Origin of the sequence: Paenibacillus sp. FSL R5-0923 (assembly GCF_038009145.1) — a bacterium.
Lineage (GTDB): Bacteria > Bacillota > Bacilli > Paenibacillales > Paenibacillaceae > Paenibacillus_AQ.
Map to the genome: position 1 here is coordinate 4,227,981 of NZ_JBBPAT010000001.1, position 21,381 is coordinate 4,249,361.

Here is a 21,381-nt window from a genome sequence, read left to right on the forward strand (position 1 = left end):
TGACAAGTAGCCTCTTTTGTTCATCACAATCCGCGCTAAGACACAGAGCATCCCTTGACGGAATATGCCCTGCTTCTCACGTGATTATAAAAATCCGCTGTCCTTGTCAGCCTCTCTGGACTGAATTAAAGGTACCAGTATTCAATTACATTCTATTATTTTAGAAAAACCTGTAGATGTCAATGTCATTAATATCCATTGATATAAATCCTCTTTTGAATGCTGCGCTTGGAATTTTTATGTGGATGATGCCGACCAAGGCACTTGCTCATAGGACAAAGCCTTATGTGGTACCGGACAACCTCACTCTCGGAGTTCCTCCACTTCCTATCAGGAACGGCCTGATCCACAGTCCAAACGGAGCGTTTTTTTTATTTATTCAGGAGGTGAATTCCGTTTCGTTCAGATGTGCCATATCTATTAAATTATTTAGTAGTGTCAAGTAATAAATTAACAATCGTATCCAGCTGAAGCTCTAATGAAAAAGGGTCCTCCATTACGAATTCATCATGATAGTTATCACCATACAAATAAACTTTGCCATTTTTCACTGCAGGGATGCCTTTCCATATGTTACTTTCCATTGCTTTATTTGTTGCATCAGCATCGCCATTATAAACAAAAACATAATCCCCTAAGTATTCTGGGAGCACTTCAAGTGAAATCGATTCAAACCCCTCAGCCATATTTTTTGCACTTTCTGTTGGAGGCAGCTGCAGCATATTGTATATAGTGGAAGAACCATAGTTTCCTCCCTTTGCCGCTAAGACGTATACCGCTTTTTCTGAAAATGAAACAACCGAAACGGTTTCCCCTTCCTTGATAACACCGGCGAGTTTCGACTTTGCTTCAGCTACTTTCTGTTCGTATTCCGTAATCCATTCTTCTGCTTCTTTTTCTTTTCCGAATATCTTGCTTACACCCCTGAATTTATCAAGCGGCCCTGCGGTTGTTAACCCCTCCCAATAAGGCAGAAAAACAGTCGTTCCAATCTTCTCATATTGTTCTATGTTCTCATCGATTGAACCGATAATTAAGTCCGGATCTAGCATCGTTAATTTTTCCAGGTTTAAAGGAAAATCCCCTAAATCTTCAATTTTCTCGATCGTTTCTTTCGGAATGTCCGCCTTTTCCATCCAGCCTTCATCCAGCATAAATGTTCTTGCACCGATTGGAACAATTCCTAATTTCAATAAATGTCCCATATATTGGTCAGCCGCTACTCTTTTCGGCTCTGCAGGTACTTCCACATCTCCCTTTGGCGTTGATACTATTCGAGTCTTCGAACTTTCTTCTAATACTGTTTGATTAACGGTTCCATTCCTAGTACTCTGCTCCTTCGCAGCTGTGCCCGTCCCGCTTGAGCAAGCGCCTAATAATAGAGAACCGCAAAGCAGCAAAGCTGCCGTCGTCTGAGATTTTGTCATTTTAAACATATGTAATTCCCCTTTTTCCGTATTATGATAATGATTATCATTATTAATATACTGTTGAACGATGTGTTCAAAAATAGAGGATGTGGGGAAGTTTGATGGACTTTCAGCAACTTTATGTGCCTGTAACTCTCTTGTTCTAAAATGTGCAGGGGATACACCTTTTCTTTTCTTAAAAATTCGGCTGAAATAATAAACGTCTTTATAACCAACGCTTCCTGCAATTTCCCCGACAGAAGCCTCTGTTGTCATTAAAAGCTCTGTTGCCCGTTCAAGCCTAAAACGAATTAAGTAATCAATCGGACTCATACCTGTGTACTCTTTAAACAATGATGACAAATGATAAGCACTGAAATTAAATACTTCCGCAAGAGAATCTAATGTGATTGGCTCCGCATAGTATTCCTGGATATAGGTGATGACTTGGACTGCAACACTTGTTTGTTTCACCTCAGTCTCTTGTCTATGTAATTCTTTTAAAACCTGATCAATGAATTGATAAAACAGTGATTTAACATGGAGTCTCTCTTCTTGCCTGTTCCATTTTTGATGCATCATTTGAATTTTGTTATAAAGTAAAATGGGTGCATCAGGGGAAAAACAATATTGTATTTGGAAGGGATCCTCTTCATGAATCCATGCACGGTAGTAAATGATATAGTAAACAAATTTTTTGCTTGTCGGAACAATATTGAGGGTCGCCCCTTTCCCGCTATGGAGGATTTGAAATCCTGTAAAAGAAAATTCGGCCTGATCTAACTGAACTTGAGCGCTCCCATGTACCGAAAGTAAAAAAATACTGGCAGGAATCTTATATTTTTGAAGAATTTCGCCTTGAACCATTTCAATTTGGCGTACATCCAATAACTTGACGGTCGCTTGATCCCAAAGAAATATTTGATTGTTGATGTGCATAATGACTACCCCTCCGTTATCTGTCTAATGATCATCATAAATGATAACCATTATCAATAACAGTTGTCTAAAGATAATAAAGGTCTAGACTGAAGAAAACTGCTAAAATGTAGTTAATGTATAGTGTAAATATCACTTATGAACAAAGGAGAACTGAAAATGAGAAAACTCGTTCTATTTCTTCACGCATCGCTTGACGGTTTTGTAGAAGGGCCGAATGGTGAAATGGACATTGGCTGGGTTTCCTATGATGCTGATTTGGAGAAACATGCGAAAGAAATTCTGAGTACTGCCGACACTGTCCTTTGGGGACGTGGGACTTATCAGATGATGTATAGCTACTGGCCATCTGTGCCTTCGAACCCATCAGCTTCGCAGCATGAACGGAATCATGCCGAGTGGATCGAAAAGACAGCTAAAATCGTTTTTTCCACGACGCTGGAGAAAGTCGAATGGAATAATTCCAGACTCGTGAAAGAAGATGTCGAGAAAGAGATCAATAACCTCAAACAGCAGCCAGGCAAGGATATGGTTATCCTCGGCAGTCCTAGGTTCGCACACCACCTCATGCAGCTTGATTTAATTGATGAGTATAAAATTACGGTTTCTCCCGTTCTGATCGGTAAGGGATTGCCGTTATTCCAAGGTCTCAAGGAGAAGATCAATCTTAAGCTAATCGAAAACAAAACCTTTGATTCTGGAGCCATAGGCCTCGTTTACCAGACGGTAAGATGACCTTGTCGCTTAAGGTGATTATGCTAACGGGGAACGTTATTGGAACGACAACAGCTGCAATCTAATATTTTATTTTCACCAAACAACAGGTCAAGATATTTATCTAAATAACAAAAATCCGATTGCGCCCAGCAGCGTCAATCGGATTTTTGTATAATAAATTATTGTTCAGCCGCCAATTGCAGGAAATGATCTGCAGCTAAACGGACAGCCAGGATACTTGCGCTGTTTAGTGAATTATCAAAGATAAGAACATGATTGTTTTTTACTGCTTCCAGTGAGTTCCACGCTTTTGAAGTTTCCTTCTCCTTGATGGCCGCCTTTGCGATATCCATATCATGCTGGATAATAATATAATCGGGATTCATGCTGTATAGACCCTCCAGAGAAAGAGCCCCGCCCTCCTCGGGATATCCCTTTGGTGGCAACAACCCAAAGCCCACAGTTTGATTGTAGTACATCGTGTTTTTAGAGCCTTGAGCATTAAAATTGGCTTTTCCATCGACCCGTAGCAAGGCAAAGGTCTTATTTTCAAGACTATTTAACTGTTTTTTCGTATTGGCTATCATTTCTTGTGTTTCCTTAATGGCTTGTTCTGCTAACGTCTCTTTTCCAACAATCTGAGCACACAGCATCGTCGTTTTTTCCCAGGTATCGGTGTAGTCAATTAAGATGACAGGTGCAATCTTATTCAACTCATCATAATTGCTATCAACAGAACCTTTGAAGGTTACAATCACATCAGGCTTTGCATCCATGATCATTTCCAGATTCGCATTGCTATTGCCCAAATCAATAATCTCAGCAGTTCCGGCATAAGGCTGTAAAGTAGCGAAATCTTTCATTGCTTCAGCTGCGTTAGTTGATGCGATTGGAGGCGTATCTAGAGCAAAAAAGTAATCCAAATACAAAGGATGAAGAACCGCTATCCGCTCAGGTCGTGTCTTGAGCACCACTCCATTGTCGCTGGCATCTGTAATTGTTCTTGGCCATCCCGCTTCCTCGATCTTGCCGACTTCAGGTGCAGATGTGACTGAAGTTTCGGAACATCCAGCCAGTAATCCTGCTATTATAATTAAGGATGCAATCCATCCAAATAGTCTATTCATTTGGCTCCCCCTTGAGTTGTTATCATTACTATCTGTATAAATGCTTCATTAAATCACGATTTTTCTGTATGAACAGGTCATTGTGCGAAGACACCATCCCGGTCGAATTTGCCTCCGGCGTGATGTATTGTTTGGCCTGGTTTACTGCATTGGCAGAATCCTGGAACGCTCCCGCTATCAGGTGCAGCTTTCCTTCATGATGCAGAACATCACCTGCCGCATAAATGCCCGGCACGGATGTCCCGCTCATTGCTGATCCTGAAATCCGATGTTCCCACAGATCAATTTTAATTTCACTGTTCACCAGCAGTTCTTTGTCGCGTTCATAACCGTGATTAATGATGACCTCATCAACGGACAGCTCAAATGCTTCTCCGTTGTCATTGCTTTTTAGCAGTACTGTCCCTATTTTTTCGTGATCCGGTGTGGCAATCAATTTTTCGATTGAAGTATTTAACAAGCACACTACGCCATTGTTCGCCAAGCGTGAAATATCGGCTTCATGCCCCTTTAAGTTCTCTTTCCGGTACGTTAAATACACCTTCTTGGCAATCAGGGCCAGTTCGTTCGCCCAGTCAACAGCAGAATGTCCGCCACCCGATATTAGAATAGTCTTCTCTTTGAAGCGGGCAAGTGACTTCACCGTATAATGCAAATTTGTAATTTCAAATCTTTCGGCACCCTCGATTTCAAGCTTGATCGGCTTCAGAATGCCTCCTCCAATGGCCAATATTACAGTTCTAGTGAAATGCTTCCGGTTTGCGGCCGTGTGCAATATAAAGTAACCTGCTTCATCTTCCGAGATGGATGTGACCTTTTCATTAAAAGCAACCTCCGGCTGGAACGTCATCCCTTGCGCAACCATTTGTTCAATAAGCTGCGAGCCAAGAATAGGTTGTAAGCCTCCCACATCCCAGATCATCTTTTCCGGATAAACATGCACCTTGCCGCCAAGTACAGGCTGAAATTCAATGATTTTGGTCTTCATTTCGCGGAGTCCACTATAAAATGCAGCAAATAATCCGGCTGGACCGCCGCCAATAATCGTAACATCAAACATTTCCTCTTCATGCATCGTTCAATCGCCTCAATTCTCTTTTTTATATCCCTAGATGCTCACGAAAAGTGCACCCCGTATATTCACTTCGGAACAAGCCTCTCTCAACCAGCTTCGGTACCAGCTTCTCAAAAAACAGTTCCATAGATTGTTCTGAACCGCCCGGCAAGGCGATGAAGCCATCCATAGCCCCCGCTTCAAACCGCTCAATAATATCGTTCAGTACATCCTCGACTGTCCCGACAGATACCCAATGAGCAGATCCGACAACCTCCGGCCTGTCCAGGATCTCTTTCACTGTAGGCTGGTTTTTGATAATATACCGCCGCAATAGTTCGGCATGTGTCCGGCTGCGGACGGCCTGATTTGAATCGGGTAACATATCAGCAGTTACGCGCCTATCTATGGAATAACCGGTTAAATCAAGACCTAACACCGATTTAAGCGAAGCATGTCTGCGCTCAAGACTTAAATTCGCATGTGCGGTCTTATGTAATTCAAGCGCTTCTTCGCGCGTATCAGCCAGGAAAAAATATAAGCCCGGCAAAACTCTGATGGCATCCGGATCACGTCCCTGCTCTGCCGCTCTTTTTCTCAGATCATTCCTTAGCTCCACTCCTGATTCGATATCCGGCATTGCTGCAAAAATAGCATCTGCAATGGAAGAAGCGAAATTCCGCCCAATATCCGAAGCGCCTGCTTGAAATAGCGGAGGCGTTCCTGACCTGTGAGCAGGCAAAGTAAGTGGTCCTTTTACACTGAAAAATTCTCCGGAATGATTTATAGCAGTCACTTTATCCTTATCCGAGAACATACCCGACTGACGGTCGATAACAATCGCTTCATTCGGAAAACTCTCCCACAGCTTGCATACAACATCTGTGAACTCTTTTGCCTTGGCATATCTCTCTTCTGGTGAAGGCATAGGTGAATCGCTGAAATTATCGGCGCCTTCAATAGAAGTGACAATATTCCAGCCGGCACGTCCATTGCTCAGCCAGTGTAAAGACTGAAGCTGTCTTGCTACAACATAAGGCGGATTAAAAGTGGTAGAAATCGTCGTCACTAGTCCGATCCGCTCGGTTTCACGGGCTATCGCTGCAAAAAACAATGCAGGGTCCGGACTGCCGAAATTAGAGGAATCCCCTAACATCTGCGGGCTAACATACAGATAATCAGCCCTGAATAGAAAATCGAGCTTAGAATTCTCCGCCATTTTTGCCAAATCAATATAATATTCGATAGACCCCATCTTTTCGACTCCGCTATCCGGGTGCCGCCAGCCGTCTCCTTTCATCCAGGTTGCATTTAAGGACAACCCAATACATAATTGTCTGTTTCCTGTCATATCTACCAGCCTTTCATTTATAAATCAATTTACTGATAATGATTCTCAGTTACAAGGGTGAGTTTATCAAAAATTTAAATAAATTCAAATGTACAAATCTCAAATTCTACATGCATCATTATTTAAGCTAAATAAAAAAGTCTGCACTTCTGGTTCATCACCAGTAGCTGCAGACTTAATTCAAGTATAAGAAACTCGATATGTATATTATCTAATTATCTATAGGCAGAGGGAGAAACACCGAATTTCTTTTTAAATAATCGGCTGAAATACAGCGGATTGTCATAACCGACACGGTCCGCAATCTCGTGGATAGGAAAATTGCCTGCTTTGAGTAAGTCACAGGCTCGTTCCATACGATAATTAACGACATAGTCGATTGGACGCAGCCCCGTGTATTTGTGAAAGAAGTAAGAGAAGCGGTTCGTACTCATTGCATGCCGTTCCGCTAACTCACCGAGTGTAAGTGAATTCATATAATGGAGTTTAATGTATGCAAGGGCTTCATCAACCATCTTTTGATTCGGTGAACTGTCGTTCTCTCTGTAACTGCAAGCAATCAGAACCTGATGCATTAGGCTTAAGAACAGCTCTTTGATACGCAGCTTTCCAATTTCTCCGGATGGATGGGTATTCTGATGAAGCATGATTAGTAATTCAATAATTTTTAGATTGGCTCCTGGCTCCAGCTTGAAATGAGAGTCAAATTCGGTAGTACAATTCATTTCTTCTGGCATATCCAATTTATAAAAAAGGGAGTAGTACTCAAGCTCTGATTGTCCTATAACCTGCGAATCCATCTGCATGCCTGGAGCCGCATGAAAAACTGACCCTGGCCGTAATTCATATACCGTTCCATTCACACGTATTCTGGCTCCCCCGCGAATGATAAACAGAAATCCATGCTTAACGGTGGTAAATTCACTTAATAAACTTTTGGGCTGGATGACTAATCTGCTTCTATCTTCTATATCATAGACACCATTAGTAAATGCCTTTGCTAATTTGTCCAAATTTATCAATGTTCTGCACCTGCTTCTGTTAAAATCAGATCCCATTCTGATATTTATTTAAAATAGTATAGACAAAAGCGTGCGAAATTGCTAGAAGTGTAGTAGATATTCTACTGTACATTGCACTCAAGAAGATGCTCAGGAGATTTTGGTTGAAAATATGCCGTCTTCATTACAATCAATTTGAAGAAGTTCATCCTGTAAAATCCAAACATCAGTGTTTTCAACAAAGAAATGAAATCCGCTAATAGATTGAACCCATGCGGGATCGATCGGTGTAGCACTTGCATTAATTCCAACAGTGAAGGCATCTGAGCCTCCACCGGAATATTTTGCATAAATTCTTACATATTGGCCCTCTTCCAAATCCCATTCATTCTTAAATGAATCCAATGCTTTTTCGGATACTGCAAATGATATCATTCCTCTTCTCTCCTTTCTGCTGTTTAATCACATTTTTTTATTTCGCCACGATAATTGGCCATTCTGAAACTGGCTCCGCATCCACATGAAGCTTTTGCATTAGGGTTATTCATAGTGAATCCGCCTACCATTCCACTCTCTTCATAGTCAATTTCAAGACCGTCAATATATGGGATACTATTCGGGTGAACCAATATACTAAAATCCTTTTTATTTAATACAATGTCCTCTTCTGCCTGCTGTTCATCTACGACTAGGGTGTAGGATAATCCACTGCATCCCCCTTCATCAACACCCACTCTAAGGAATGGATTTCGGATATTCGCACTTAATAAGATTTCGGCGATTTTTTCTGATGCCTTATCACTGACCTCGATGATCATTGTAAACTCCTCCTTCGGTTATTTGTTTTTCAAACCTAAAGATTGGATACCCTTTCCTATCTTGATATACGTCCTATGGATAGTACAAAATAACGTGGGCTGAAAATGCTTTGATGATTAGACGGCATGAAATGTGACTTCCAAGAAAATTGGTATGTATACATCGTATCCGGACACTTAGTAAACATTTTTGTTTATAATGTCTAAGCTACAGTTCAGCTTTGACTTTGTCAACATTTTTGTTTAAAATGTACTCTGTGATGTAGATTTAGTAGCTTCAAAAGGAGGTGCACCTTGAGCCGAAATCATACCAAAAAGGATGTCTCAACCAAGACCCGAAGAGCGATCATTGATCTGTTAAAGCAACAAGGGGGAATGGATGTTATGGCACTCTCCTCCCAGTTTTCGCTATCTGGAATGGCTATTCGTCAACATTTGAATGATCTGAAAGAAGAAGGGCTGGTTACTAATAAAGAAGAGTCCCGTCCCATGGGGCGACCCACCAAGCTATGGATCTTAACACCTGCGGCCGATCGATTTTTTCCAAGCGGATATTCGGATTTATCCATCAGTTTGATCAATTCCATGAAAGAAGCTTTCGGAAATGAGGGGCTGGACAAGCTGCTGGCTGTTCGAAATAAGAATATGCAAGAACAATATCTTCAGCATCTTGGTGATACAGCAGACGTTAGAGTGAAGCTTGAGAAACTGGCCGAGATTCGAACAAATGAAGGTTATATGGCCGAGGTTAAGGAGCAGGATGATGGCAGTCTTTTATTCATTGAGAAACATTGCCCGATCTGTGAAGCTGCTGCTGTATGTACCGGGTTATGCAAGAATGAGTTACATCTATTTAAAACTGTTCTAGGAAATAATGTTCATATTGAACGGGGGGAGTACATTTTAGCGGGAGGAAGAAACTGTGTATATACGGTTAGGCAAAATAAGCTGCTGTTTTAGCGACTTTTAAAGGGACTATGTTCTTGTCCCTCGATCTTAAAACCAGCGGTGCGACGGATGAAAGAACCAGCCGCCTATGAGATTTATGGGAAGTATCTCATTTTTTCAGATTATCGAATACACTACCCCAATGTCCCAGGAATAAGGTGTATAATCAGCAATCACGACCCTCAGATACAAACCCCAAAATCAGCTTCTTCCTTACCGCAAGAAAGCTGATTTACTGGCAATCTCTAAAGATAAGGGTTCCTTGTTAACCCTGCTACCGGTATGCGTTCTTCTGCTGCTGCCCCGCTGTTGCCTTCTTTCTTCTGCAGTACAATCGTGAATTCACCTATGCCCGGAACGTAGATACGTGCTACAGAATGCTCTTTGTCCATGCTCGACAACAGAATCATGATTTCTTCTGCCGATGTTATTTCCATCGTATAATTCACCCCCTGCGGTAAGATGAAGAACAGAATTTAGAGTGTACTAAATTCTTTGTCCTTGCCTCCTACGGATTGACACCGATTGAGAACGGACGTGCACCTACAGGAATAACACTAATCACAGCCTGGGTAACCCCATCAATGACCGATACCGTGTTATCATCCTGATTGGTGATATAGATGCGGTTGGTCAATGGATTAACTCCTGCACCATTTGGGTTATTCCCGACCGGAATGGTAGTAATCACCGTATTCGTTAATCCGCCAATCACCGACACATTGTCGTCATCCCGGTTTGGCACATAGATGGCATTGGTTGATATGTTCACTCCCAATTCAGCCGGAGTCGTTCCTACAGGCAAGTTAGTTATCACTGTATTGGTGGCTCCATCAATGACTGAAACGGTGTTACTGGTGAAGTTCGAGACATAAATCCGGTTCGTTAAGGGATCAACACCGACCCGGAACGGGTTAACCTGAACGGGAATCTGTGTAATAACCATATTCGTAGCCCCGTCAATGACGGTAACAATATCCGAGTTGAAATCAGCTACATAAATAGTATTGGTTAAGGAATTCACGCCGATCCCCGTTGGAAAAGGAGAACCGCCGGCGGGAATAATGGTAGTCACAACAGTGTTGGTTAATCCGTCAATGACAGTAACAGTATTATCATTAAAATTGGCAACATAGATAGCATTGGTAGAGGTATTGACCGCGACTGCACCTGCTCCATCCCCGGCAGGAACGGTGGCCAGCACCGTATTGGTCTCTCCGTCGATAACGGATACGTTGTCGCTGTTCAAATTAGCAACATAAATACGATTGGTTAACGGGTTTATGGCTACTCCCGCAGGATTCACGCCTACAGGGATGACTACTATCACCGCACCTGTTACTCCGTTGATCACAGAAACATCATTGCTATTGAAATTGGAAACATAAATGCGGTTAACGGAGCCTGTGGCTCCCCTATTTTCAGCTCCTAGCAGCTCGGATGAGACAAGACGGTGGGCGGTAACCAGCTCCCCGGCTGAGTTTTTGCCCCACACGGAGATTTCCGTTTGCAATTCAGCGAGACCTTCCGTTGTAAAGACAAACTCAAAGGCATCCAGATTGGCAAAGTAATTTCTTGTGATCACCTCGTCTGGAGAAGCCGTAATAAGCTCGCTTACATACAAAGTCCTTGTGAGGGTTAAATTGTACCCTTGGATCAGAATAGCGGACTGATTCAGCGCATCCCGGTTATCGATCTTGATCGTCACCTGCTCAGTAGGCCTGACACCGCTCACAGCACTATTATCAATAGGTCCTGATGATAAAATTGCCATTCTAACGAATCCTCCCTTAATTCCCATAATTAAAGATTTAAAAAACTACCAGTCTCTCTTTAACGTATGTAAGAACTGTAGTTGGGATTGGACTATACTATAGCTAGAATTTAATTTCAGCAAAATTGATCTGTTCTCCCATGGAAGAAAACTACCAGAGGATTATTTTGACTTTGTTTATTCGATTTATGCTATAAGCTGGACAACCGACCTTTAGCCGGAGTGCTTCTTACCTTAAAAAAAGATGGTCTCACCCTATACACAAATGTGTCTATACAGAAAATGAAATTCTAGTTTTTAAAAATTGTTATTTCGATGAACCTTGGTGTTCAGTATCTCTTGACGAAAGTACGTTAACATTATCGGATCCATTTGTCATTGAGCAAATGATTGAGCAATCTGATGATAACTTATGCAGTCGCGGGACGATAAAAGCGATTTTTCAAAAAAAGCAAAAGATGCTTCCTGTAACTTCTGTAATTAAAGCAAGAAAACTCTAGCATCCGATACCTATTGAAACAACACCTTACAACGTATTAATTATATAAAATAAGCCGATCCAGAAATGGATCGGCTTATTTTATAATTTTTTCATGGTCAATCTTGTCTGTTCTCAACAGATTTCATGCGGTTTTGATCGTCAGGCACTCGGTCATTACTGAATTCCTGGCCTGCTTCTACTTCACCATGACCGGAAGCACTTCGGGCAAAATTTGTGAACTGCCTTTTTTGCTCATCTAGCTTGTGTTTACTCTTAAGAAGCTCCTGCGGATCCTGATTTGTCATAATGTTATCCTCCCAAAATGGAATCATGCAGTTTATTCGCACTACAGAAGTTTTCCATAATAGAGCGGTGCTTATGCAAGAATTTCAAATACTTTATTCAAAACAAGGTATTCTAAAACAACGATCCCAACACAAAGAATAATAAAAAACTGAAGTCTTGCCGTATTCATTCTATCCTTCCAATACTCTCCTCGGAATAATGAAACGATGTTAGGTGTAAAAGTATGTCTAATCGATTCGTTATAATCATCATTATCCACAAAGAACACGCGAAACAATACTTTATATACTGGAATATTTAAGAACAGTAGAAAAAGGATCATCACAAGATCGAGACTCAATTTACTCGCCTCCCAAGATTCACTTATCCTAATTTTACCACATAAATAACTGTAGACATTGGAGGTCGATGACATTTTTATAATTGCTCTATTCAAAAAAGCCCTTCCTTATATAGGAAGGGCACTCATCGCTAATCTCCTTTGTCTACCATACTTCCATCATTTTAGCTGTCAAGTTTGCAGAAGATTGCTTATCTCGTTCAAGTTTTCAGAGAAACCAACGAACACCTTGTCTTGAATGACAATGGTCGGTACGATCTGCTTACCTGTCAGCTCCAGCACTTCCTTCGCATAATTCACATCTTCTTCGCAGTTGAATTCGATGTAGGGAATTTGATGCTCATTAAAGTAGCGCTTGGCAAATCGGCAATCGCTGCAAGTTGGAATCGTGTAAATTTTGATCGGTGTTTTCGAATCGATTTTCAACATAAATGTTCGCTCCTTTACACGTTAATTTGTTTTAACTGCTCGATTTAATTCGGTCCACAACATGCTAAACTTTTCTTTCCCTTTCGCCTGCTCCTTGTATAAATCGATCGCGTGGATACGACAGGAACAAATCATAACTATCTTGGTAAGCAGATTCAGCGTAAAGCGACTTCCCCCGACTTGAATAGCAGATGATACCGCCAGCATCGTCTTTTATCCCATGATCATTCGCCTTACCTCACATCAACGACGAATGGTACGGTGAACACTTCCCCGTTATGCTGAAATTGTCCCCATAATTTATACGTCCCGCTTTGCGGAAAAGAAGTCGCGAATTTCGCATCCGGTCCCGTAGCTTTCTCATCGATTGGATGAACATGAAGATATTGATTCGCATCTTTTGATAGAATCACAACATGGCCGACCGCTCCTAAATAAGGCTGCAGGTTATCAATCCCCTTCTTCGTCTTCGCATCGCGAATGTTGAAGGTTAATGTCACTTCTTCGTTTGGTTTCGTATCACTCAAGGCCAGTTCAATTTCCTTGACACCCACTTCTTTCACCAGTTTCCCTTCGGGCGTAATCGCGGCATGTTTGCTTTCCTTGCCTTCCACCTTCACCCACTCGCTAAGCGTGGAATTGGCACCGCCAGTAGGAATAAAGTCCGCAAACACCTTGTACTCACCTCCAGCCGGGAACGAAGTGTTCACTGTAAATGTGCCGTCTCCCTTAAACTCGGGATGAATGTGGTTAAAGAATGACAAATCGTGATTGACGATGATGAGATGAAGCAATTTCTCGTGATTGATATCATACTTATTGACCGTTTTCCCGTCCTTATCCGTAATTTGAATAGTCAATTCCGTTTCTTCGTTTGCTTTTGCGGCGCCTGTGGGGAAGGTAAACGATACGTTAAGATCCTCCAATGCAGGCTTCGCAGCTGCGCTATGATCACCGTGGCTGCCTCCGTGCTCCATGTCTCCCGCCTCCTCTTTCTCATTTCCTGTATGCTTCTCGGCGTTCTCTTGCCCGCTTGCTGCATGCCCGGCATGGTTATTTCCGTTTGCTGGCTTCTTGTCCTCCGCTTTGCCGCATGCAGCCAATACGCTAAAAGCGACCACCGCAGCAGCGACGAGGAGTATCTTCTTCTTCATGGTTATAGCAACTCCGTTTCAATCTAAATTCGAAGATGCAGAGCGCATCTTGACACGCTGCAGCCGCAAAGCCTCCCCTTACCCTATAATAATGATGGCATAAAAGCCGTATCATTACTGAAAGCGGTCCGACCTTTATTTCATCAGTTTATTGATCGTCTTCATGAATTCCGTTAATACTTCCGTATCCCCTACTTGAATCCGTTCGATGACACAACTTTTCATATGATATTCAAGTACTAGCTTCCCGACATCATTCAATGTTGCTTGCACCGAAGAGATCTGATTCAACATATCGTCACAGTAAATATCTTTCTCAATCATGTCTTTAATGCCACGGACCTGTCCTTCGATTCGATTCAATCGGTTGAGCAGATCGCTATTGGCTTGATCGGAATGATGGCTCTTGCGCTTATCCTCTCCAGGTGAGCAAAAGCCCGGATCTTGCTGTATCACTTGTTCAAAGAGTATCGATTCTTTGCTCATCGGAATCCCCCTTTCTTTTAAAATACTCCACACCCCTATATACATAAAATATAAGTTGTTAATTCGATGGAGTCCTGTCAACTCCGTTGATTAGGCACTGGAGCTCGATTCATTGGTTACATAGCTACCTTGTCACTTGCTTCACCCTGCTTAGGTGAACGGATAAATAGAAACGCTAGCACAGCACCTGCAAGAGCGACTATACCGGACCACATAAAAGCTTGTTGAAAGCCTTCGTTTAGCACGGAGACCGGGTCAATACCGGTTTGGGAAGCAGTTGTTGAACCCGCAATCGCAACCATGATGGCCAAACTGATAGCTGACCCAATCTGGTAGCTCGTATTGGCGAGACCCGATGCAAGCCCTGCTTCTTCGGGTTTAGCACCCGACATGGCGGACATCGTAGCCGGAATATAGGCAAGTGACATGCCAAGTGCACCAAGCAAGGAAGCTGGAAGCACGTTGGCGATAAAGTTTCCATCAACCGGCGTATTGCTAGCGAACAGAAGCATCGAACCCCCGAGTGCAATCAATCCAATGACCAAGTTTGTTTTTATTCCGAATTTTCCGATTAATTTACCGGTAATCAAAATCATGAAGATAGTAATTAGGACCGTCATCGGCAGTAAGCCGACTCCGCCGGCGAAAGCAGAAAACTTTAGCACCTGCTGCATATAGAGATTGAGGAAATACCACAGCGGAATCCAACTCCCTGCCAGCATAATGAGCGCGATATTGCCTGCAGCCAGATTGGGTGTTTTAAAAATCTTCAGTGGAACAAGCGGTTCTTTTTTAGTTGCCTGAACGATCAGGAACAGGATAAATAACACGATTCCTGAAATAAGCGTCCACAACGTGGATGGCGCTCCCCATCCATTGTGTTCTGCAGTAACAATGCCATATACCACCAAAACCAAAGCCGCTGTGACGAAGATGGAGCCAATGACGTCAATGCTGCCTTTTCTTCGCATTCCCTTGGCTAAAAGTCCTGGCGACAGGAGTAATGCAATAATGCCAACGGGTACATTGATGAGGAAGGTCCATTGCCAGCTGAGCCACTCGGTAATGACCCCGCCAAGAAACACGCCGGCTGAACCGCCAGCAGCAGCTGATGCGCCCCAGAAGCCTAATGCTTTCCCTAGTTCTTTGGGGTTGCCACCGAAGAGCATCATAACAATCGTTAACGCGGATGGGGCTATTAACGCGGAACCAAATCCTTGTAGGGCGCGACCAACATTAAGCGCTTCCTCGTTCCAAGCGAGTCCTGCCAGCAAGGAAGCTAACGTTAGAATGGAAAATCCCCACATGAATATGCGGCGCTGACCAAATAGATCGGACAATCGACCACCAAGTAACAATAATCCGCCAAAGAATATGACATACGCATTAAACACCCACTGTAAACTTGCCTGCGTATAGCCGAGCGCTTCTTTGATGGCTGGCAGTGCAACGCCGATAATGGATGTGTCCATGATCACCATGAAATTGGCAAGACATAGTAAGGCCAACGCCATCCAGCGTTTGGGATCGGCTTGCGGTAAAGTCTGTGCTTGATTATTCATAACTTTCTTTCTCCTCCTTTGGTAACCAATAATTAAAATTTTTAATACCAACGTAGCAATACTATACCCCCCTACCCTATAATGTCAAGAGTGAATTTTCGTATTCTCCTCAGTACCAGAAGAATTTCAAAACTGAACTAGGAAAATGTTCATTACAAGGCTGTTTATTGGCACCCAGAAGACGATTCATGGTTTTGCCTTCAACCATAAGAAAATTGAAATCAACTTTCCTTATCCACGTCATTACGATTTGGGCGTTTTATTGTCTCTATCCTTCTACCTCATTAAGAGGAAGACTGAAATAAATCTCTCTTCCTCTTATTTTTCACAGAAGCGATTAACTATAATTATCATATAAAAATATGAGAGATGCTTTATGAGTAATGAGGAATGAGGAATCGCCAGGGGTAGCTTGTTGTTTAGAACGCCATATAAAAAAGCTGCCTCTGAGGGCAGCCTTTTTCTTAATATATCGTTATTTGCGAACGTAGGAATGAACTTCTCAAGCCTTCTTGTATCGGTAATATAGTGCCTTTTTGGAAAAAAAGGCGTATCCCAAACTGGGACACCCCTCTTTAAGCTTAGCTTAACGTTTCACCCTTCGAGCAAAATCCACGAACTGAAATTTATCCAGTCGATGCCTGGACTCGGTATATTGGAAAAGCACCGTGTTCTCCAAATAAACATAGTTTCGTACTACTACAATATGCGTGTAACTCTTCAAATCAAGCAGTCTATGATCCTCCTCGGTAGAAGGCTCAACGGATATCAGCTTCTTCGCATAACTGATTTTAAGCCCCAATTCCTGCTCCAGATATTCATAGAGTGAGCCTTCCGCGATTTCCTCGCTTAGGAATGGAACAATATCCGCCCGGAAATAATCCTTATCCAAAATGATCCGATCGCCTTCAATCTCTCTGGCACGAATAACTTTCCAAACCAGGGTTTCAGGCGGAATCTGTAGATGTCTGGCGAGCGTGGAGCCTGCCGGCTCATTTATCGTCCGCTCTACCAGTGTCCGTGAGGCAGTACCCAGTGTATCGGCCATCTCTTTAAATGAAATCAGACCGGTAATGGGGAAATCCATTCTCGTCATATCAAGCACAAAGGAGCCTCTGCCCTTAATTTTGTGAATGTATCCTTCACGGAACAGCAGGTTCAGCGCTTTGCGAACGGTCTCTCGTGAAGTGCTGTAAGCTTCAGCAAGTTCACTTTCAGAGGGCAGTTTGGTTCCCGGTACCAGTTGTCCAGAAAGAATTTGGTTGCTGTACTCATTATAAATTTGCAAATATTTATTTTCTCTCAATTTTGATCACCGCCCTTTATTGTATCACGTCATGCCTTTAGAAGCATCGATTCAATTGGAGGGGAATTTATAGCGTGGAACATATGAATTCTTATATTTACAGAAAGACAGCCCCCAGGGGCTGTCTTTCTGTAATATAAAGTCTTTGCCAATATAGCCTGTATCAACCCTTGAGATGAATAGTCAAGATGCTAGATTGTCTAGCTGCAGCTGGTCCAGTCTTCTCCTCAATCTTCTCCACCATATCCTGACCTGCAGGAATGATGATTGGAGTAATCAAAGGGTAACCTGCTGCGCGGATAGCTTCCATATCAAATTCTAGCAGAAGCTCGCCTGCCTGCACCTTGTCGCCAATATTCTTATGGGTGGTAAAACCACTGCCTTTAAGCGACACGGTATTAATTCCAACGTGGATGAGTACTTGTACACCACTAGCATGCTCCAATATAAGCGCATGTTTGCTCTTGATCACATGAGCTACTGTAGCATCAAAGGGTGCATATACTTTACCCTCAGAAGGTTCGATTGCAATGCCTTCGCCCATCTGCTTCTCGGCAAAGGCAGGATCAGGCACCTGTTCTAGGGATACTGCAGTTCCACTGAGCGGAGAGATAAGCTCCAGAATATTCACGGATTCATGTGACTCTTGAACTGTAGGGCGGCTGTTCAAATTGTCTGTCTCGCTCACAGTAGTAGTAGCCTTTGTAGCTGAGTTCTTTTCGGAACGCCCCACCACAGAACGGCCGTAGAGTACAGTAGCGACAAATGGCACAATGATAACAATAAGCATGCCAATGAAGAACACGCCCCACTGGTTCGGGAATATCGAAAGGAAGCCGGGAATCCCGCCTACGCCAATGGAAGAAGCGCGAACCTGATTAACGGTAAGAAGCATACCGGCAATCCCTGAGCCGATCATCCCGAAGATGAAAGGATAACGATAGCGGATATTCACTCCGAAGATCGCCGGCTCCGTCACACCGAGGAATGCAGAGACTGAAGATGTAGCCGCCAAGCCTTTTGCCTTCTGTTCTCTGACTACGAACATCATTGCCAGTGCCGCGGCACCTTGTGCAATATTGGATAACGCTAACATCGGCCAGAGGAAAGTGCCGCCCTCGCTGCCGATGAGCTGCACATCAACCGCCAAAAAGGTATGATGCATACCAGTGATGACGAGAAGCGCATAGAATCCGCCGTAAATCAAGCCACCAAGAAGCGCAAAATGATCAAATACAAAGATCAGGCCGGAGGTGATGGCATTGGCAATGCCAAACGTAACCGGACCGATAATGGTGAAGGCCAGAAAACCGGTAATCAGTAGAGTCACTGGCGCAACAACCAGCAGTTTAATGGAATCATGCACCCGGCGGTTGAGGAACTTCTCCAGCCTTGCTAGAATGTAGGCCGAAACCAGCACTGGCAATACTTGTCCCTGATAACCGATCTTCTCCAAATGCCAGCCGAACAAATTCCAGGTTGGAACAGTACCCTCAGTGGAAGCACTTGCATAGTTATAGGCACTTAATAGATCCGGGTGCACGAGAATGAGACCCAAAACGATCCCGAGCAGAGGACTGCCGCCGAAACGTGTAACAGCTGCCCAACCGATAAGTGCTGGTAAAAAGGTAAAAGCTGTGCTGGCAATCGTATTAATAATCGCAGCAATGTCTTTCCATGCGGGATAGACATCCACCAGCGACTGATTATCAAAGAAGATACCAGGCCCGGTCAAAATATTATTGATCCCAAGCAGCAAACCTGCGGTTACGATAGCTGGAAGAATAGGAATAAATATATCAGCCAGCGTCTTGATCGCACGCTGCAGCGGATTCTGTTTTCGGGCAGCAGCGGATTTCACTTCATCTTTGGAAGAACGAGAACCGCCAGTGATCTGAATCATTTCATCGTATACTTTATCTACAGTTCCCGGTCCGATAACGATCTGAAACTGCCCTTGGCTAGAAAATTGTCCCTTTACTAGTTCGTTGCGGTCCAAGGCTTCCGAATCCACCTTGCTCTCATCATACAGCGAGAATCTCAGCCGGGTTACACAATGTGTCGCAACCTCTATATTCTCCTTGCCCCCAACTGCCCGTACAATATCCTCAACATTTTTGCGGTCTATAGCCATATTTTCACTCCTTACATAATTGATTTGTGCTCCTTCTCAAGTACACCTCGTTAGCGGATTAACCACATGTAGGAAGCATAAGGACTAAGCTGAAGCTCTTGTGTTAATGCAGGTGTTTCTGTTGTATTTCCAATCAGAAGCTCGTCTTTACCACTTGATGATAACTCTGCCCAGTGACTATCTTCAAAGCGGAAGGTAATCTCTTTACTGCTGAAGTTCGAGACCACTACAAGCGCCTCTCCATCACCTGTTCTGGCGTAAGCGAACACTTCAGGATGACCATCATCGAGTCTCTTGAATACACCTTCAATGAATATCCCATAATCCTTGCGTAGCGCAATCAGCTTGCGGTAATGATGGAAGATGGAATCGGGATTGGCTAGCTCCTTCTGCACATTGATGTCCGAATACCGCTCATCAACTTTCAGCCATGGAGTACCTGTGGTGAATCCGGCATTTCGGCTGTCATCCCACTGCATCGGCGTACGGGAATTGTCCCGTGAACGTTCCTGAAGAATACTCAGGGCAGTCTCAGGGCTTTTCCCCTGTTCACACAAAATACGGTACATATTCAGTGACTCAATGTCACGGAACTCATCGATGCTCTTCCATACCGGATTTGGCATCCCGATTTCTTCCCCTTGATACACATAAGGTGTTCCCTGAAGGCCATGCAGAGTTGTTGCAAGCAGCTTGGCACTCTCTACACGGTAGACCTTATCATCAGTGAATCTGGAGAGGGCACGCGGTTGATCGTGATTGTTAAAAAATAAGGCGTTCCAGCCCTGACCTTTCTGCATTCCGGTCTGCCACTCTGTGAACAAGCTTTTCATCGCCTCAAAATCATAGGGCATTAGCTCCCACTTCTGTCCATTCGGATAATCGACTTTTAAATGATGAAAATTGAAAGTCATGGAAAATTCCCGCTCTTTAGGACTCGAGTATCGGATGCAATGCTCCAATGTAGTTGAGGACATCTCTCCGACTGTCACCATCTCATACGGACCAAATACCTCTTCGTACATCGCTTTGATGTATTCATGAACCCGTGGACCGTCAGTATAGAACTTGCGTCCATCCCCCGGTGGAACACTCCCGTCATCGTTAGGGAAGCGTTGATCCTTGGAGATTAAATTAATTACATCCATGCGGAAGCCGTCGACACCCTTTTTAGCCCAGAATAGCATCATATCATTCACTGCTCTACTTACCTTCTCGTTCTCCCAATTCAGATCCGCCTGGGTTTTATCGAAGAGAGTAAGATAATATTGTCCCGAAGCTTCATCAAACTGCCAGGCAGGACCTCCGAACTTCGACTGCCAATTGTTGGGTAAGCCACCGTCCGGAGCGGGGTCCTTCCAGATGTAGTAATCACGATAGGGATTGTTCCTGCTTGAAATGGACTGTTTGAACCACTCATGTTCTGTTGAAGTATGGTTAACCACGATATCGATCATTAGCTTCATTTCACGTCTGTGCAGTTCCTGTACTAACTCGTCGAAATCCTCCATCGTACCAAAATCCGGGTTGATATTTTCATAATCCGCAACATCGTAACCGTTATCATGTTGTGGCGAGACATAGACCGGCTGTAACCAGACAATATCAATTCCAAGCTTCTGCAAATAATCTAATTTTTCAATAAGTCCTTTAATATCTCCTGTTCCGTTGCCTGTAGTGTCCTTAAAGCTCTTCGGGTACACCTGATACACCGTGGACCGGCGCCACCACTCCGAATACTGGGACTGACTCAAGTTGAACACCTCCAAAAGAATTACTTTATGTCAAATATTAAACCTGTATATACAAGTTCAAACACTTCACACAGTTTAAACCTGTATATACAGGTTGTCAATACTTTTGCTATCTGACTCGGAAAAAGAGTAAAAACTGGCGGTTCTTCTTTAATTAACCCATTTGATAATCAATTATTCTTTTTCCTATTTCCTATCTTAATCATTGTTCTATAATCACAACAAAAAAAGCCGCTAAGTAAGCGGCTTTTTATATACAAAGATGTCTTGTGCAGAATTCATAACGATGAC

At 43.2% G+C, this 21,381-nt stretch carries 20 protein-coding genes; 2 read left to right on the top strand and 18 right to left on the bottom strand.

All coding sequences use genetic code 11. The features are described from left to right. Positions 1-425: 425 nt before the first annotated feature. The gene (locus tag MKX35_RS18895) at positions 426-2,348 is read right to left on the bottom strand and encodes an AraC family transcriptional regulator (RefSeq protein ID WP_076299810.1); all 1,923 of its coding nucleotides are present in this window, start codon (positions 2,346-2,348) and stop codon (positions 426-428) included. 159 nt (positions 2,349-2,507) lie between these two features. On the opposite strand from MKX35_RS18895, the gene MKX35_RS18900 reads away from it, so the two are divergent. Beyond that, the gene (locus tag MKX35_RS18900) at positions 2,508-3,083 is read left to right on the top strand and encodes a dihydrofolate reductase family protein (protein ID WP_076299809.1); all 576 of its coding nucleotides are present in this window, start codon (positions 2,508-2,510) and stop codon (positions 3,081-3,083) included. Between the two features lie 161 nt (positions 3,084-3,244). Here MKX35_RS18900 and MKX35_RS18905 read toward each other — a convergent pair whose 3' ends face one another. The 6 genes from MKX35_RS18905 to MKX35_RS18930 form a co-directional block, all read right to left on the bottom strand. Continuing rightward, positions 3,245-4,192 carry an ABC transporter substrate-binding protein gene (locus MKX35_RS18905; RefSeq protein ID WP_076299808.1) on the bottom strand — a complete coding sequence of 316 codons (948 nt, stop codon included), beginning with the start codon at positions 4,190-4,192 and terminating at the stop codon, positions 3,245-3,247. 28 nt (positions 4,193-4,220) lie between these two features. Next, positions 4,221-5,267 carry an NAD(P)/FAD-dependent oxidoreductase gene (locus MKX35_RS18910; protein WP_076299807.1) on the bottom strand — a complete coding sequence of 349 codons (1,047 nt, stop codon included), beginning with the start codon at positions 5,265-5,267 and terminating at the stop codon, positions 4,221-4,223. 25 nt (positions 5,268-5,292) lie between these two features. Continuing rightward, the gene (locus tag MKX35_RS18915) at positions 5,293-6,597 is read right to left on the bottom strand and encodes an NtaA/DmoA family FMN-dependent monooxygenase (RefSeq protein WP_076299806.1); all 1,305 of its coding nucleotides are present in this window, start codon (positions 6,595-6,597) and stop codon (positions 5,293-5,295) included. A 215-nt stretch (positions 6,598-6,812) separates the two neighbouring features. After that, a complete protein-coding gene (locus MKX35_RS18920) occupies positions 6,813-7,610 on the bottom strand; it encodes a helix-turn-helix domain-containing protein (RefSeq protein WP_341044395.1) in 798 nt (265 codons plus the stop codon). Positions 7,611-7,748: 138 nt separating this feature from the next. Next, positions 7,749-8,033, bottom strand: a complete 285-nt coding sequence (locus tag MKX35_RS18925) for a HesB/YadR/YfhF family protein (protein WP_076299804.1) — start codon at positions 8,031-8,033, stop codon at positions 7,749-7,751. A gap of 23 nt (positions 8,034-8,056) precedes the next feature. Next, positions 8,057-8,416, bottom strand: a complete 360-nt coding sequence (locus tag MKX35_RS18930; protein ID WP_370510539.1) for a HesB/IscA family protein — start codon at positions 8,414-8,416, stop codon at positions 8,057-8,059. 294 nt (positions 8,417-8,710) lie between these two features. Here MKX35_RS18930 and MKX35_RS18935 point away from each other — a divergent pair, with 294 nt between their 5' ends. Then, positions 8,711-9,376, top strand: coding sequence for a helix-turn-helix transcriptional regulator (locus MKX35_RS18935; protein WP_076283730.1), 666 nt, complete (start codon positions 8,711-8,713; stop codon positions 9,374-9,376). 233 nt (positions 9,377-9,609) lie between these two features. Here MKX35_RS18935 and MKX35_RS18940 read toward each other — a convergent pair whose 3' ends face one another. From MKX35_RS18940 to treC, 11 genes are all read right to left on the bottom strand, one after another. Next, on the bottom strand, positions 9,610-9,801 hold the full coding sequence (locus tag MKX35_RS18940) for a hypothetical protein (protein ID WP_076299803.1): 192 nt from the start codon (positions 9,799-9,801) through the stop codon (positions 9,610-9,612). 71 nt (positions 9,802-9,872) lie between these two features. Then, complete coding sequence (locus MKX35_RS18945) at positions 9,873-11,138, bottom strand: YncE family protein (RefSeq protein ID WP_076299802.1); 1,266 nt, start codon at positions 11,136-11,138, stop codon at positions 9,873-9,875. Positions 11,139-11,735: 597 nt separating this feature from the next. After that, positions 11,736-11,924, bottom strand: coding sequence for a hypothetical protein (locus MKX35_RS18955; RefSeq protein WP_042188410.1), 189 nt, complete (start codon positions 11,922-11,924; stop codon positions 11,736-11,738). A 71-nt stretch (positions 11,925-11,995) separates the two neighbouring features. Then, positions 11,996-12,265, bottom strand: a complete 270-nt coding sequence (locus MKX35_RS18960; RefSeq protein ID WP_081382921.1) for a hypothetical protein — start codon at positions 12,263-12,265, stop codon at positions 11,996-11,998. Between the two features lie 171 nt (positions 12,266-12,436). After that, positions 12,437-12,694 (bottom strand): glutaredoxin family protein, encoded by a 258-nt coding sequence (locus tag MKX35_RS18965; RefSeq protein ID WP_060623601.1) that lies wholly within the window; start codon positions 12,692-12,694, stop codon positions 12,437-12,439. A 233-nt stretch (positions 12,695-12,927) separates the two neighbouring features. Continuing rightward, the gene (locus MKX35_RS18970; RefSeq protein ID WP_076299800.1) at positions 12,928-13,848 is read right to left on the bottom strand and encodes a hypothetical protein; all 921 of its coding nucleotides are present in this window, start codon (positions 13,846-13,848) and stop codon (positions 12,928-12,930) included. A gap of 135 nt (positions 13,849-13,983) precedes the next feature. Continuing rightward, the gene (locus tag MKX35_RS18975; RefSeq protein WP_076283736.1) at positions 13,984-14,334 is read right to left on the bottom strand and encodes a metal-sensitive transcriptional regulator; all 351 of its coding nucleotides are present in this window, start codon (positions 14,332-14,334) and stop codon (positions 13,984-13,986) included. Positions 14,335-14,450: 116 nt separating this feature from the next. Then, positions 14,451-15,896 (bottom strand): MFS transporter, encoded by a 1,446-nt coding sequence (locus tag MKX35_RS18980; protein WP_076283737.1) that lies wholly within the window; start codon positions 15,894-15,896, stop codon positions 14,451-14,453. A 586-nt stretch (positions 15,897-16,482) separates the two neighbouring features. Further along, complete coding sequence (gene treR, locus MKX35_RS18985) at positions 16,483-17,202, bottom strand: trehalose operon repressor (protein WP_076299799.1); 720 nt, start codon at positions 17,200-17,202, stop codon at positions 16,483-16,485. A gap of 163 nt (positions 17,203-17,365) precedes the next feature. After that, the gene (gene treP / locus MKX35_RS18990; protein ID WP_076299798.1) at positions 17,366-19,336 is read right to left on the bottom strand and encodes a PTS system trehalose-specific EIIBC component; all 1,971 of its coding nucleotides are present in this window, start codon (positions 19,334-19,336) and stop codon (positions 17,366-17,368) included. Between the two features lie 50 nt (positions 19,337-19,386). Further along, positions 19,387-21,090, bottom strand: coding sequence for an alpha,alpha-phosphotrehalase (treC, locus tag MKX35_RS18995; protein ID WP_076299797.1), 1,704 nt, complete (start codon positions 21,088-21,090; stop codon positions 19,387-19,389). Positions 21,091-21,381: the final 291 nt, after the last annotated feature.